Raw genomic sequence first — 14,273 nt, 5'->3', positions numbered from 1 at the left:
CCCGCCAACCCGGCCCGCACCGCGCCCGGCCCCGGGCCGTGGATCACGCCCCGCACCACGCCGTGGGCCGCGCCCCGCCCCGCGCTGCGGATCAAGCCCCGCCCCACGCCCGGCACTCCGCCGTGGATCACGCCCCGCCCCGTGCCGTGGACCGGCCGAACGCCGACGGCTGCCTGCCATGGTTGCGCCCCCATCCCCACCGGTGCGGCTCCCCCCACCGACCTTAGTTGCATAGTTGCGCAATATAGCAATAAAGTTCGAGCGGCCGACCGCCACCGGACCGCCCCGCGGGAGCGGCGCGGCGAAGCAAGCGACACGAAGAGACGAGAGAGGTGAAGAGGTGTTCCGCAACGCCCTACAGCCCTGGCACCTACTGATGGTGGGGGTCGTGGTCGCCCTGGTCTTCGGCTCGAAGAAGCTGCCGGACACCGCCCGCGCGCTGGGCAAGTCGCTCCGCATCCTGAAGAGCGAGGCCCGCGCCATGCGCGAGGAAGACGCCGCCCACTCCCCCACCGAGCCCACCCAACCCGCCGCCACACCCACACCGCGCACCATTCCGAGCGCACCGGAACGGCCCACCCACCCCACGGGCAGCACGGGCAGCACGGGCAGCACGGGCACCACCGCGACCCCAAGTGCCACACCCTGAAGCACCACACCCCAAGGCGCCGCAACCGCAAGCGCCAACCCCCAAGCGCCGCCAGGCCCCGTGACACCACGCCCCGTGACACCGCGCCTCGAAACCCCCCACCCGATCAGGGGCTGGCCCCGTCATAGCCGTACCGGAGCAGACCGTCGCCAGCCATCCCGTCGAGCCGGTAGATGTACAGCGTGTCGACGCGCACCGCACCCGGGCCGTCCGCCAGTTCGCAGGGGGAGGAGAGTTGGAGCACCGGGGCGCGCCCCACCACCCACACCCGGGTCCCGTCCGCGGGGCCGCCGTCGAGCCGGGCGAGCTCGGGGGCCGTTACCGTGTCAGCATCCATGAAGACACTTTAAAGTTTGCGCAATCAGGAAAGCATCATGCGAGGCGCGTGACCCAGATCGCACCCTCCGGATTCCAAAGTTGCGCAACCGAAGGAACTTCGCCGGCCCCCACCACGTTGGGACCGGCGAGGGACAAACGCGACAGAACGCATGATGGAGGAGGAACGATGGGTGTTTCCCTGTCCAAGGGTGGCAACGTTTCGCTGAGCAAGGAGGCACCGGGCCTCACGGCCGTGCTGATCGGCCTGGGTTGGGACGTCCGCACGACCACCGGGGCCGACTACGACCTCGACGCGTCCGCGCTGCTCTGCGACGAGTCCGGCAAGGTCGTCTCGGACCAGCACTTCGTCTTCTACAACAACCTGACCAGCCCGGACGGTTCGGTCGAGCACACCGGCGACAACCTCACCGGCGAGGGTGACGGTGACGACGAGTCGGTCAAGGTGAACCTCGCGGCGGTGCCGCCGAACGTGACCCGCATCGTCTTCCCGGTCTCCATCCACGACGCGCACGCCCGCGGCCAGAGCTTCGGCCAGGTCCGCAACGCCTTCATCCGCGTGGTCAACCAGGCCGGCGGCACCGAGATAGCCCGCTACGACCTGTCCGAGGACGCCTCGACCGAGACCGCCATGGTCTTCGGCGAGCTCTACCGGCACGGCGCCGAGTGGAAGTTCCGCGCGGTCGGCCAGGGTTACGCGTCCGGTCTCGCCGGCATCGCCTCCGACTTCGGCGTCAACGTCTGACCGGCCACGTCCGACCGACCCGCCACGGGCCGTACGAGCAGGTGCGCGAAGCACCGCGAGGACCGGTGCCCGAACGGACGAAGACCCCCACCGGCGTGGTGGGGGTCTTCGTCACGGGCGGGGCAGGCCCGGCCAGGTCACCGCCGCCGGGCGACGGCGCCCCGTCAGTCGTCGCCGTCCTCCGCGTCATCGCCCTCGAAGGCATCGCCGATCTCGTCGACGACCTCGGCCGCGACGATGCCGCCCACCACGCCCACGGCCACCCCCGCCGCGACCCCGGCCACCACGGCCCCGGTGCTCGGCCCCGACCGGCGCCCGTGCTCGGACGCGCCGTGCCCGGCCCCGGAGTGGTCGGCCGCCGCCCCGGGCCCGAACTCGCCACCGTACGAGCCGTGCGCACCGTGCTCGGCGTGTCCCGCGTGCCCTGCGTGTTCGGCGTACCCGCCCTGCCGCTCGATCAGCCCGCGCAGCCAGGAGTCGACCGCGGCCGTCCAGTCCAGGCGCTCGACGTCGTGGTGGGCGACGGTGAAGCGGCTGACGGCGTCGCCGCCGGCGGTGAAGGGACCGCCGCGCCGGTCGGCCTCAAGGACCACCTCCATGCCCACCGGCGTGGCCAGGAAGGTCACTTCGACCTCCTGGAGCGCATGGGCGTGCTGCGGCGGCGGACTCAGCTCGATCTCCTGGTAGAAGGGCAGGCTCTGGCTGGTGCCGTGGATGTGCCCGAGCTCCAGGTCGGCCGAGACGAACCCGTACCCGAGCTGCCCGAACGCTTCGAGGACCGCCTCCTGGACCGGCAGCGGGCGCACCCGCAGCGGATCGAGGTCCCCCTTGTCCTTGGCGCCCGCGACGGCGAGTTCGGTGCGCAGCCCGAGGACGACGCCGAGCCCCTGCCCGTGCAGTTCGGTCACCGGCAGCTCCCAGGGCAGCGGCAGCGTGAACGGCACCTCCCGCTCCTCGCCGTCGGCCAGCCGGAAGCCGCCGTCGACGGTGGCCCGGTGGAAGGCGACCAGCCCCTCCCGCTCCTCGTCGCCGCCCTCGGCCTCGACGTGGGCGACCAGTTCCAGCGTGACGTGCTCGATCTCCACGCTGGCGGTGCCACCGACCATGCGCACCCGACCCGTGAGGGCCGCGCCTGGTAGTACCGGGCCCTCGTCCAGGACCGTATCCACCGACGGGCCGCCCACCCCGATGGCTCCCAGCAGTCGTTTGAACACCATGGCGGCGCTCTCTCCTTCAGTCACTCTCACGTCGTGGTGTGTGCGCCCGCCGCGCGGGCGGCGAGCTGCCGGTGGCTCCCGCACCGGGCGGGAGCCACCGTCCCGGCGCTACTTCGCCGAGGTGTCGAGCGCGGCGAGCGCCGCGGCCCACCGGAAGTACTTGAGGTTGGCCAGATCAGCCACCGTCTTGACGCCGAACGCCTCCTGGAGGAGTTCCCCGTCCCGGTCCGACACGCCCTTCAGGGCCGCGACCGGCGCGGCGAGGATCTCCGGGAGGTCCTTGTCCGCCCATGCCTTGTCGAGCACCTTGTCCAGATCTATCGCGGCCATCGCTGTCTCCTTGGTGTGGTGTCCGTCATCTGCCGGAGGGCCGTCACCCGGCCGTCCGGAACCGCCCCGTGCCGCGACGTTCGGCACCGGCACGGGTCGTCTGTGTGTCTCCCGCCCTCTCCCGGCCCATGGCCGCACCGGCGTACGGGGGTTGCGCACCGGTGCGGCCGGTGGGATACGGGGGGCGGGCGGGGCGGTCTGCGCGGCGATCATGCGGCGCCGCGCGCGGGCTACCGCCCTGGAGTGTCGCGCGGCGCCCGGTCCCCGCGCTGCGGCCGGCGCGAGCGCAGTACGGCAGCGGGCCGGCGACTGCTACCGGTCACGGCCCGACACCTGCATCGGCACGCCCGGCGCCGGCGACCGGGTGCACGCGTCGCCGTCCTGTTCCAGCACGACTGCCACGACCATCCTCCGGTTCGGCTGCCCTCGTCGACGGCCCGAAATCTACAGCACTGTAGAACGTAAGGGAGGTGAATCGGCCAGTCGGGGGCGCTACGTCCGGAGTTGAGCGGCGGGTGCATCTGGCGCCGAACAGCCGGTACGTCCGGAGTTGGGGAGCCGCTGTGTCCAGCGGCGAAGCGCGTCCGTCCGGAGACGAAGCGCGTCCGCCCGGAGTTGAGTGCCCGTCACGGCCCGCGCCCACCCGCCACCTACGGGCCAGCCCCGGAATCCGGCGGCCCGGCCTCGGGGTGTCTCCCCGAGCCGAACCCCGACCGCGTCCCGACGTCCTCCCTGATTCCCGTCGCGGGCGATGGCGCCCTGGTCAACGCCCTGCCATGGTCGGGCCGCGGGGCAGCGCCCCGACCGCCCGTGTGCATCAGCAGGGAAAGGACTTCATGCAATCGCTCTTCAAGGCACTCACCGGAGTGCTCGTCGCCGGAGCGCTCGCCGGGACGGCGACCCCGAGCGCGGCGGTGGACGCGACCGGGCCCCCCGGCGGCGACGACCGCGCGCAACGGGCCGTCACCTGGCGCCCGTGCCCGCAGGACGCCACGGCGGAGTGCGGGACCCTGCGGCTGCCCGTGGACTGGGCACGCCCGACGGCCGGCACCTTCGACCTGGCCGTGGCCCGCCGTACGGCGACCGACCCGGCCCGCCGGATCGGCATGCTGTTCGTCAACCCGGGCGGGCCCGGCGACTCGGGGGTGGACTTCGCCGTACGCCGCGCGCCGGGCCACTTCAGCGCGGACGTCCGGGCACGGTTCGACATCGTCGGGTTCGACCCGCGGGGCGTCGGCGCCAGCCAGCCGATCAGGTGCTCAGCCGCGTTGCTCGACCAGGCCCCGTCGGGCTACCCGGCGGACCAGGCGGAGTTCGCCCAACTCGCGGCGTACAACAGGGCCCTGCGGCAGGACTGCCGACGGCACAGCGGGCCCGTCTTCGACCACGCCGACACCCTGAGCGTCGTCCGGGACATGGACGCGCTCCGCGCGGCGCTCGGCGAGGAACGGATCAACTACTTCGGCCACTCCTACGGCACGCTGATCGGCGAACAGTACGCGGAGCAGTACGGCGAGCGGCTGCGCACCATGGCCCTCACCGCCAACATGGACCACAGCCTGGGCCTGCGCGCGTTCCTCGTCTCGTCGGCGGTCACGGCGGAGGACTCGTTCCAGCAGTTCGCCCGGTGGTGCAAGACCAGCCGTTCGTGCGCCCTGTACGGCAGGGACGCCACCGCCGTGTGGGACGAGCTGCTCGCCAGGGCCGACCGGGGCGAGTTGTCCGACCCCGACCACCCGGAGCGGCCCCTCACCGCCCGGGCGATCACGCTCACCACCTTCAAGCAGTACTTGTACGGCCCGGACTGGGGCGACCTGGCCCGCTATCTGGCCGGGCTCGAAGCGCAGCAACGACAGCCGCGGGTGGGCCAGTCGAGGGAGCGCCGGCAGTTGCCGGGGCAGCAGTCGCAGGAGCGCCAGCACGCACGGCCATCCGTTGGTCCGGCCCCGCGGGGCGCGGCGGAGCAGACGCGGGCGGCCCCGTTCTCGGCGGTGTTCTGCCAGGACTGGCGGTTCCGTCCGAAGGACTTCCGCGAGTACGCGGACCTGACCGCAGCCGAGCTGCGGGCCGCACCCCACCTGCGCGGTTCACCGCGCGTACACGCGGCGGTGGCCGGATGCGTCGGCTGGCCCGACGAGGTGAACAACCCGCAGCACCGGCTGCGCATCACCCGCGCCCCCAAGATCCTCATGCTGCACTCGCGACACGACCCGGCGAACCACTACGCCTGGGCCGCCCGGGTGCACCGGCAGACGCGCGGCACGACCGTCCTGCTGCCGTACGAGGGCGCCGGGCACAGCGTCTACGGGCGCAGCTCCTGCACCCGCGGCGCCGTGGACGGCTACCTCATCCACGGCAGGACGCCAGCTCCCGGGAGCAGTTGCGCACCCGTCCCGCAGGACTGATCCGCTGGGGGGCGGCTCCGGGTGGCCCGGGCCGGCCGTCGGCGCGGGCCACCCACCGGGAGCCCGCCCCGACGGCGCCCGCCCGCGCCACCCGGCGGCCCGAGTTCTCCAGATCTCTGCCCGACCCGCGCGCAAAGCGCACCAATGAGTAATTGCTTAATCTCCCCCTGAACTGCCTTCCCCTATCCGGACATCCGCGGTCATGCCGGGTGAACTTCGAAGAAGAATTGTAATTTTGGGCGGCAAAATCGTCAGACTCCGTGCCCGCATCACGGGGTAACACAGGAAAACGGGCATCCGATACCTGACATTTCCTTGACGATCACAAGGTGCACCAACTCGCCATAGTCACCCCATACTCCTTGGCACTCCCGCGGGTTAATGGTTAAGTAGTCACATGACAAGATCGTCGACCGGTCGCCAGTTGTCCACGGCGGATGAGCGGCGCGAAACCGTGCTCAGAACAGCCATCGGGACGTTCGCCGCCCGGGGTTACTACGGCACGACGACGGCGGAGGTGGCCAAGGCCGCCGGCATTTCGCAGGCGTACATCTACCGGTTGTTCCCGGACAAGGAAACCTTGTTCGTGGCCGTCATCGAGCACTGTTCGCGACAGATGCGGGAGGCATTCGCGGACGCCGCAGCCCGGGCGACGAGCTGCGAACCCACCAGGGTGCTGCACGCCTTGGGAGAGGCGTACGCACGACTGGTCGTCGACAAGAACCTGTTGCTGGTGTTGATCCAGGCCACCTGCGCGGCGAGCGAACCGGCCATCCGGGACGCGATCCGCTCCGCCTACGCGCGCGAGGTGGAGTACGTACGGGCCGTCTCCGGCGCCAGCGAGGACGACGTACAGGAATTCTTCGCCCGCGGCTTCCTGTGCAACGCGATGATCGCCATGGGCGCCGACGAGGTCGACGCGCCGTGGGCGCGCACCCTGCTGAAGGGCATCCGGCACTACTGACGGCGCGGGGCGGGCACGGCGGCCGGCCCAGCGAGGCGGCGGGCGATGGCCTTGCCGCCGACGATGAGGACCACCGCACTGACGATCACGGCGCCGCCCAGCAGCAGGTTCGGACTCAGCCGCTCATCGCCGAGCAGGGCGCCGAGGGCGACCGCGACCACCGGGTTCACATACGCGTAGGTGGCCATCGTGTCGTTGGGCAGATGGGCGTTGGCGTACCCGTACGCGGTGAAGGCGACCATCGAGCCGGCCACCACGAGCCAGAGGAAGCCGCCGATCGAAGCGGCCGAGATCGCACCGGGGTCCAGGCGCCCGAACTCGCCGGCCACCGCGCCGATGGCGATCAGCAGCAGCCCGCCGATGAGCATCTGGAGGGCGGCCACCACCAGCGGGTGCTTCGGCAGCGGCGCGGTGCGCGCGTAGACGGAGCCGGTGGCCCAGCTCAGCGAGCCGATGAGGACGAGCACCGCGCCGCCGGCGTCGACCTGCGCGCCGGGCCCACCCACGAGCAGCCCGACCCCGACCGTGCCGAGCAGCAGCCCGAGCCCCATCGCCAGCGTGACCCGTGTCCTGGTCACCGCGGCGTGGATGACCACCATCCACACCGGGACGGTGGCCACGATCAGCGCGGCGAGCCCGGAGTCCACCTCGGTCTCGCCGATGCTGAGCAGCCCGTTGCCGCCGACCAGCAGCAGCGCGGCGACGATCAGGGCGGAGCGCAGTTGCGGTGCGGTGGGCCGCTCGGCGCCGCGCGCGTGGCGCGGCCCGACGAACGCAAAGAGCACCGCGCCCGCGATGAGGAACCTGAACCCCGCCATCAGCAGCGGCGGAATGGTGTCGACGGCCAGTTGGATGCCGAGGTAGGTGGACCCCCACAGCAGCCACACCGTGACCAGCGCCAACCAGGGAAGCAGCGGCCGGACACCGGAATCCACCCCCGGCCCAGCCCCCGTTCCCCCCTCCGATCCAATATTCCCTAACTTAGGCTCAGTAGACATCTAGCCTCTTTTAGTAAGGCATTCCGTGTAGCATGGCTATGTGAGCGTAAGTTGATGTGCCAAGAAGGGCAAGTTCTCACCATGAAGCGACAGCTCGACGAAACCGACCGCACGATCCTGCGGATGATGACCGCGGACGGTCGACAGACCGTCCGGGCGCTGGCGCGGGCCGTCGGGCTGTCCGAGCCGTCGGTCCGCGAACGCCTCCAGCGCCTTGAGCGGGACGGCGTGATCGCCGGCTACCGCGCCGACCTCGACCCGGCGAGCGTGGACGCGTCGACCGCGGCGTTCATCGCGCTCCGCTTCGCGCCGGGCGAGCGCGCGAAGGCCGAGGTCAACGCGGGCCTAGCCGCGGAGCCCTGCGTCCTTGAGGTGCACGAGGTCGCGGGCGAGGACTGCTACTGGCTGAAGGTGCGGGTCTCGGGCACCACCGCACTGGCCGACGCGCTCGACCGCATCCGGGCCATCCCGTCGGTGCACGGCACCAGTACGACCATCGTGCTGCGCACCGTCTTCGAGCGGCCCCTGGGGCCCGACACCGCACTCCCGGCGGCGGACGCGCCGGCCGCCCCGCCCGCCGACTGACCTCCGCCGCGGGGCCGCCGGGGCAGGCGACTACGCGCGTGACGCGCGCGCGAAGAGCACGCGGGCTCGGGAACCGAGGGGCGGGGCGGCTCCCGGACGGCGGGCGTGAATCCTCAGTGCCGCGGCGGCTCTTGGCCGCGCAGGCAACCTTCGGGAAGGGTCGCGCCGGCGGCGCACAGGTGCTTGATGGCGGCGGCGAAGGAATAGCAGTCGAAGAGCGCCGAATGCTCCTCGCCGGTAAAGGGCTTCGGCAGTCCGAGCACCTTCCACAACCGTCCCACGTTCGCCGAAGAGGTCTGTGGAGCGAGAGAGTTCACCCAGGGCCGCACATTGAAGAAGCTGGCGTCGAGAAATCCGTTCTTCACTTCCTCACCCCGGGCCCTGGCCCATCCCACGTTCTCACCGAGGACGACCATGTCGTTTCCGTACGAGAGGACGCCGTGCCCGCGGCAGAAGGCCAGGAATTCACCGAGCGCGGCGGCCGGCGCGAGCCCGCCGCGGTCCACCTGTTCCTGGCTGATGCCGGTCAATTCGGTGAAGTAAGGGGAGAGTTCGGGATTGACCGTCGGCCGCACCAGCGTCTCGTACTCCTCCACGATCGTGTGGTCATCTCGTACGCGCAGGGCGCCGATCTGCACGATCTCCCGGAGTTGACCGGGCGCCGACCAGTCCTGCGCCAACGCGTCGGGCCAGGACGTGAATTCGAGATCGAAGACGACGAACGTCGACAAAGCCGTTCCTCCCGAGGGTGTGGGCGCTGCGCGTTCCGGCTGTCCGAGCGGGCGCCCGGACGACTCTCCGCGGGCCGGTCGCGCCCGGAATCCGTACGGGTCAACCGTACGAGGCATCGCGCCGAAGTCTACTGGCGCCTTCCACGGTGGCCTGATGCGACGGGTGCCGCCGCAGACCGTGCGCCGCCGGTGGGCGCGCCCCCTCCGACCTCGGCAGACGCCCCGGGCGGCGCGCCGCCTGATGATCCCCGCCGCGCAGCGGAGGACAGAGGGCCGGCGCCCGTTCACCTCGTCCTAGCGGGTCGCCGTCCGCTGGCCGTGCGATGTTCTCCGCTCCGTGGGGAGGGGGTTCCGGACCGGCCACGGCGGCGCTGCGGGCCCGCCCGTCGGCCGCGGCCCCGGCGGCTGCGGCCCCGGGCCGGCGCGGTCGTCAGCTCCCCGCGGCGAGGTGGTCGAGCTCGCGCAGCGCGCGGACCGCCTCCTCCCGGCGCGGGCTGTTCACCTCGCCGAGCTCGTCCCTGGCCCGGCTCAAGGCCGCCCTGGCCTCCGCGTAACGGCCCAACTGACGCAGCACCAGGCCGAGGTCGAGCCGGGCCGACTCGCTCCAGGACGGCATCTGTGCGGCCTCGAAGCTCGTCAAGCCCTGCCGCAGCGCCTCTTCCGCCTCGTCCAGACGCCCCAGCGCCGCGAGGTCGTTGCCGATCTGCTGCTGGGCGAAGGCGCGGTAGAGGTCGATCACCTCGGCCGCCTGGCCCGGGATGCCGGCCCGGCACACCCGGTCGATCCGGCGGTGCACCTGAAGGGCCTCGGCGGCCCGGCCGGCCGTGCGGAGGTTGTTCCCCAGCGTGTTGAGCACCGTGAGCTCGCCGAGTCTGGCCTGGGCGGAGTCCTGGCCGCCCAGACAGCGGGCGGCCTGCCGCAGCCGGTCGATGGCCTCCTCGACCTGGCCGAGCCGGTGCAGCGCCCCCGCTCCGTACCCCAGCGCCCACCCCACCTGGACCTCGTCCCCCACCTCGCGGGCCACGGCCAGGGCCGCGTCCGCGGACTCCAGGGCGGCCCGGTGGTCGTACAGGCACAGGTTGTAGGCCCAGGCCAGGTAGTTGAGGTGGACGGCCTCCTCACGGCGGCTGCCCAGCGCGCGGGCCGCCTCCACGGAGCGGCGGAAGACCTCGGCCCACAGCTCCCAGTGCTGGTTCAGGTCCGAGAACCAGTGCATGGCCTCGGCGGCGTCGACGACCTGCTGGTACCGCCCGGCCGCATGGGCCCTGCGCAGCGCCGCCAACCACTGGGCGCGCTCGGCCTCAAGCCAGCCGCGGGCGGCTTCCCGGTCGGCCGGGGCGCGGGGCGGGTCGGGGTCGCCGTGCGGCGCGTCCTGGTAGTGGTCGACGTCGAAGCGCAGGGCCGCGGCGGTGGCCCGGCGCAGCATCCAGTCACCGGCCCGCTCCTCGGCCGCCTCCCGCACCTCGGGGCCGTCCACCACGGCCACCTGCTCGGCCGCGAACAGCTTCAGCAGGTCGTGGAAGCGGTAGCGCTCGGCGACCGCGTCGGACTGCAACAGGCCGGCGTCGGTCAACTCGTCCGCGTACCGCAACGCCTTGGCCACCGGCAGATCGGCCAGCAGGGCGGCGACCTCGGGGCTGAAGTCGGGGCCCGCGGCGAGCGCGGCGCGGCGCAACAGCACCTGCGCCTCGGGGGACAACTGCCGGTAGGAGAGCTCGAAGGCGGCCCGCACCTGGAGGCCGCCGGCCCGTAGGCCGTCCAACCTTCCTTCCTCGTCGGCAAGTTGGCGCACGAGCTTGCCGATGCGCTCGTGCGGGCGGCTGAGCAGCCGCTGCCCGGCGATGCGGACCGCAAGCGGCAGATGGCCGCAGAGGTCGGCGAGGTCGCGGGCGGACTGCGCCTCAAGGTCCACCCGCTCGGGTCCGATGATGCGGGTCAGCAGGGCGATCGACTCCTCGCGCCGCAGCAGCGCCAGGTCCATGCGGTGCACGGCTTCGAGGCCGGCCAGCGCCTGCCGGCTCGTGATCAGCGTCAGACTGCGGCCGACGCTCGGCAGCAGCGGCCTGACCTGGGCTTCGTCGACGGCGTTGTCGAGCAGCAGCAGCGCGCGGCGGTCCCCGAGCACGGCGCGCCACAGGCCGGCCCGCTCCTCGGTCGCAGCCGGTATCGCGCCCTCGGCCACCCCCACCGCCCGCAACAGCCGGGCGAGCGCGTCCCGCGGCGTCGTCGGCTCGGGGTCCATGCCGCACAGGTCAAGCGCGAACTGCCCGTCCGGGTAGCGGGAAGCGAGCCGGTGCGCCGCGTGGACGGCGAAGGCTGTCTTGCCGAGCCCGGGCTGCCCGGCGACCACGACGACGGTGGGGTGTTCGGGGTCCTCCTCTTCCGCCAGGTCGAGCACCCGGGCCAGGGCGGGGCCGCGCGCGGTGAAGTCCCGGATGTCCCGCGGCAGCGGCAGCGCGCCGGCCACGGCGACCGCGGGCCCGCCGACCGCGGGACCGTCCGCGGCCTGCGCGCCGCCGGAGCCACCGCTGGCGCCGCCGCCGTCCGGGCCGCCGCCGGCGGTGGGCTGGCCTGCTGTGGTGGCTGCCCTCGCGGCGCGAGCCGTGGCGCGCGGGCGGGGCCGGCCGCGCTCGGCTGCCCGCTCCAGCCGTGCGGCCTCGGCGGCGTCCAGGCCGAGCGCCTGCGCCAGGGCCTGCACGGTGCGCCGCTGCGGGCCGCGGGTACGCCCCCGCTCCAGGTCGGCGAGGGCCCGCACGCTCACCCCGGCGGCCTGGGACAGCGCCTCCTGGCTGAGCCCGGCGCGGCTGCGCAGTGCGAGCAGGTGCTGCCCGAAGTCCCCGGCGGGAGGGTCAGTGGCCATGGTTTGCGGTCCCCGGTCGGTGGGCCCGCACGGTCTGGGCCCCGGCAGAAGTATGACGGACATTACTTCTGCCGGTAGAACCGCCTGGGCAGCAGGTACGCGCCGTGGTCGACTACTGGTGGCGGTGCCGGTACGCGGCCCCCTCCGGGCGGATTGCTCCGATGAGGGTCCACCAGCACGCGGCTGGCGGCTCTCCTGCTGCGCCGTACCGACCGCCCCAGCTCCCGGCACCGGTGCCTGAACCACACCGGCGCCCCACTGCCGTGCCCTACCGGGATCGCTCCCGGCCGACGACCTGACCAGCGTCGGAGGCACGACACCGGATGGCGGCCAGGCCACCCGGCAGCAGTGGCGCACGGCGACACGGGCACGCCCCGACGGTGCCGGGAGCACAGCGGTGCGTACGGACCAGGGGTGTGTCCGTACGGTGCAGGGCGAGCGGTCGCCGGTGGGCCAGGTGCCGGCCGGCGGCAGTGGGAAGCGGTGGGTGCGTGCCGGGGTAGGCGGTGATGGGGCGGGCAGGGCTCGTGCTGGGCGAGGGGGCAGCGCGAGGCGACGACCTGACCCGTGTGTGTCACCGCGTACCCCGGGGCGCCGCGGTGGGTGCGGCCTCGGTGGGGGCGCCCCGTACGACCGGGCGGTGTGAGCGCCCAGCCGACCGCGCACCCCACCGTCTCGCCCTGCACACCGCATCACCCTTGCTCCGGTGCCTGCCGAACCGCGTCTGCGCTGCCGCGCCGCGCACCGTCACGATCGCCACTCGGTCACCGGGCTCCCCACCAAGCTCGGCCATGCGTCCCGTCACACGGCCCCACACAGCACATGACGCCCCGTCGGCGCACCCGGCCGGCCGGGACGCGCACCCGCACCACCCCGCACCCTCCCATTATGTGCGCCAGTGCGCACATAATGACTGAGTGTCGGCACCGTACGCCGCCGGTGCCCGGGAGGGAGAGTGGGCATGTCGTCCGTGCTGCACCACCCCGGCTACCGGCGCCTGTTCACCGCGCAGGTGATCGCGCTCGTCGGCACGGGGCTGGCGACCGTGGCGCTGAGCCTGCTGGCCTACGACATCGCGGGCGCCGACGCCGGATCGGTCCTCGGCACCGCGCTGACGATCAAGATGGTGGCGTACGTGGCGCTCGCCCCGCTCATCAGCGCCCTGGCTCACCGGCTGCCGCCCCGCCCGCTGTTGGTCGGCACCGACCTGGTGCGCGCGCTGGCCGCCCTCGCCCTGCCGTTCGTCACCGCGGTCTGGCAGGTCTACGTGCTGATCCTGGTGCTCCAGGCGGCGTCGGCCACCTTCACCCCCGCATTCCAGTCGCTCATCCCGCACCTGCTGCCCACCGAGGACGCGTACACCCGTGCCCTCTCGCTGTCCCGCCTCGCGTACGACCTGGAGGTGATCGTCAGCCCGGTGCTGGCCGCCGCCCTGCTCACCCACTTCCGCTACGACTGGCTCTTCCTCGGCACCGTTGCGGGCTTCCTCGGCTCGGCCTGGCTCGTCCTGACCACGGCGCTCCCCCGCGTCCCGGCGCCGACATCGGCACCGGCGCCGGGCGCCGCGTCGGCCGCCGACCCGCCGGACCTGCTGGCCCGGGCCACCCGCGGCACCCGCATCTTCCTGGCCACCCCGCGGCTGCGGGCCCTGCTCGCCCTCACCCTGTCCATCGCCGCCGGCGGCGCCGTGGTCATGGTGCACACCATCGTCTACGTACGCGACCACCTCGGGCGAGCGAGCTCCGACGTGCCGGTGGCGCTCGGTGCCTACGGAGCCGGCTCGATCCTCGCCGCACTGCTCATCCCCCGACTGCTGCGACGTACGGGCGAACAATCGGTGATGCTGCCCGCCGCGTTCGCCTCGGCCGGGCTCCTGCTCGCCCTCGCCGCGCTGGCCTCGGCCGGGCCGCGCGGCGGTTGGGCCTGGCCCGCGCTGCTGACCCTGTGGTGGGCGCTGGGAGCCGCCGAGTCGGTCATCATGACGCCCACCGGCCGGCTGGTCCGCCGCTCCGCGTCACCGGCCGACCTGAACGCGGCCTTCGCCGCCCAGTTCTCACTGGCCCACGGCTGCTGGCTGCTGACGTACCCGCTGGCCGGCTGGTTGGGTACGGCGGCCGGGCTGGCCGCCGCGGCCTGGGTGCTCGGCGCAGTGGCCCTCGGCGCCGCGCTGGCCGCCAAGCGCCTGTGGCCGGCCCCCGATCCGGCCCAACTCCCCTACGTTCACACCACGTTGACGCGTAACCACCCCCACCTGACCGACGCCGAACACGTGGGCACCGGCTGGCGCCACAGCCACGACTTCGTGATCGACGACCTGCACGACCGCTGGCCGCTCCACCCCCGCCGAAGCTGACCAAGCCTCGACACCCGGCCCGCGCGAGGCGCGAGGCCGGGGCAGCGGGCGCGAGAGTTGGAGCGGCGGGGGACGTCGGGGCGCGAGGACGAAACGGGTG

General features: G+C 73.0%; 12 protein-coding genes. 6 read left to right on the top strand and 6 right to left on the bottom strand.

The genetic code is table 11. The annotated features are described in order from the left end of the window. Positions 1-340 precede the first annotated feature (340 nt). Positions 341-649: a Sec-independent protein translocase subunit TatA gene (gene tatA, locus ACMA1D_RS01020; RefSeq protein WP_414721900.1), complete on the top strand. Its 309-nt coding sequence runs from the start codon at positions 341-343 to the stop codon at positions 647-649. Positions 650-755: 106 nt separating this feature from the next. On the opposite strand, the gene ACMA1D_RS01015 is transcribed toward tatA, so the two are convergent. Continuing rightward, complete coding sequence (locus tag ACMA1D_RS01015) at positions 756-986, bottom strand: hypothetical protein (RefSeq protein WP_414721899.1); 231 nt, start codon at positions 984-986, stop codon at positions 756-758. 168 nt (positions 987-1,154) lie between these two features. Here ACMA1D_RS01015 and ACMA1D_RS01010 point away from each other — a divergent pair, with 168 nt between their 5' ends. Beyond that, entirely contained in the window at positions 1,155-1,730 is a 576-nt protein-coding gene (locus ACMA1D_RS01010) for a TerD family protein (protein WP_414721898.1), read from the top strand. Between the two features lie 164 nt (positions 1,731-1,894). On the opposite strand, the gene ACMA1D_RS01005 is transcribed toward ACMA1D_RS01010, so the two are convergent. Next, positions 1,895-2,947, bottom strand: a complete 1,053-nt coding sequence (locus tag ACMA1D_RS01005) for a sporulation protein (RefSeq protein ID WP_414721980.1) — start codon at positions 2,945-2,947, stop codon at positions 1,895-1,897. Between the two features lie 108 nt (positions 2,948-3,055). Next, the gene (locus tag ACMA1D_RS01000) at positions 3,056-3,277 is read right to left on the bottom strand and encodes a hypothetical protein (protein WP_349997665.1); all 222 of its coding nucleotides are present in this window, start codon (positions 3,275-3,277) and stop codon (positions 3,056-3,058) included. An 836-nt stretch (positions 3,278-4,113) separates the two neighbouring features. On the opposite strand from ACMA1D_RS01000, the gene ACMA1D_RS00995 reads away from it, so the two are divergent. Then, a complete protein-coding gene (locus tag ACMA1D_RS00995) occupies positions 4,114-5,682 on the top strand; it encodes an alpha/beta fold hydrolase (RefSeq protein ID WP_414721897.1) in 1,569 nt (522 codons plus the stop codon). Between the two features lie 397 nt (positions 5,683-6,079). Then, positions 6,080-6,646 carry a TetR/AcrR family transcriptional regulator gene (locus ACMA1D_RS00990; RefSeq protein WP_414721896.1) on the top strand — a complete coding sequence of 189 codons (567 nt, stop codon included), beginning with the start codon at positions 6,080-6,082 and terminating at the stop codon, positions 6,644-6,646. Here the strand turns inward: ACMA1D_RS00990 and ACMA1D_RS00985 are convergent. Beyond that, positions 6,640-7,581, bottom strand: a complete 942-nt coding sequence (locus tag ACMA1D_RS00985; protein WP_414721895.1) for an EamA family transporter — start codon at positions 7,579-7,581, stop codon at positions 6,640-6,642. The genes ACMA1D_RS00990 and ACMA1D_RS00985 overlap by 7 nt on opposite strands. Positions 7,582-7,725: 144 nt before the next feature. Between ACMA1D_RS00985 and ACMA1D_RS00980 the strand changes: the two genes are divergently transcribed. Next, the gene (locus ACMA1D_RS00980) at positions 7,726-8,229 is read left to right on the top strand and encodes an Lrp/AsnC family transcriptional regulator (RefSeq protein ID WP_414721894.1); all 504 of its coding nucleotides are present in this window, start codon (positions 7,726-7,728) and stop codon (positions 8,227-8,229) included. Between the two features lie 113 nt (positions 8,230-8,342). Here the strand turns inward: ACMA1D_RS00980 and ACMA1D_RS00975 are convergent, their stop codons facing one another. Both ACMA1D_RS00975 and ACMA1D_RS00970 read right to left on the bottom strand, forming a co-directional pair. Then, complete coding sequence (locus ACMA1D_RS00975; protein ID WP_414721893.1) at positions 8,343-8,960, bottom strand: 3'-5' exonuclease; 618 nt, start codon at positions 8,958-8,960, stop codon at positions 8,343-8,345. 430 nt (positions 8,961-9,390) lie between these two features. Further along, positions 9,391-11,820 (bottom strand): ATP-binding protein, encoded by a 2,430-nt coding sequence (locus tag ACMA1D_RS00970; RefSeq protein WP_414721892.1) that lies wholly within the window; start codon positions 11,818-11,820, stop codon positions 9,391-9,393. Positions 11,821-12,781: 961 nt separating this feature from the next. Here ACMA1D_RS00970 and ACMA1D_RS00965 point away from each other — a divergent pair. Beyond that, positions 12,782-14,173, top strand: a complete 1,392-nt coding sequence (locus ACMA1D_RS00965; RefSeq protein WP_414721891.1) for an MFS transporter — start codon at positions 12,782-12,784, stop codon at positions 14,171-14,173. Positions 14,174-14,273 lie beyond the last annotated feature (100 nt).

The sequence above is a fragment of the Streptomyces sp. 796.1 genome, assembly GCF_047525675.1.
Taxonomy (GTDB): Bacteria; Actinomycetota; Actinomycetes; order Streptomycetales; family Streptomycetaceae; genus Streptomyces.
The sequence above is the reverse complement of the archived record's forward strand: the minus strand, read 5'-3'. Positions and strand labels throughout refer to the sequence as shown.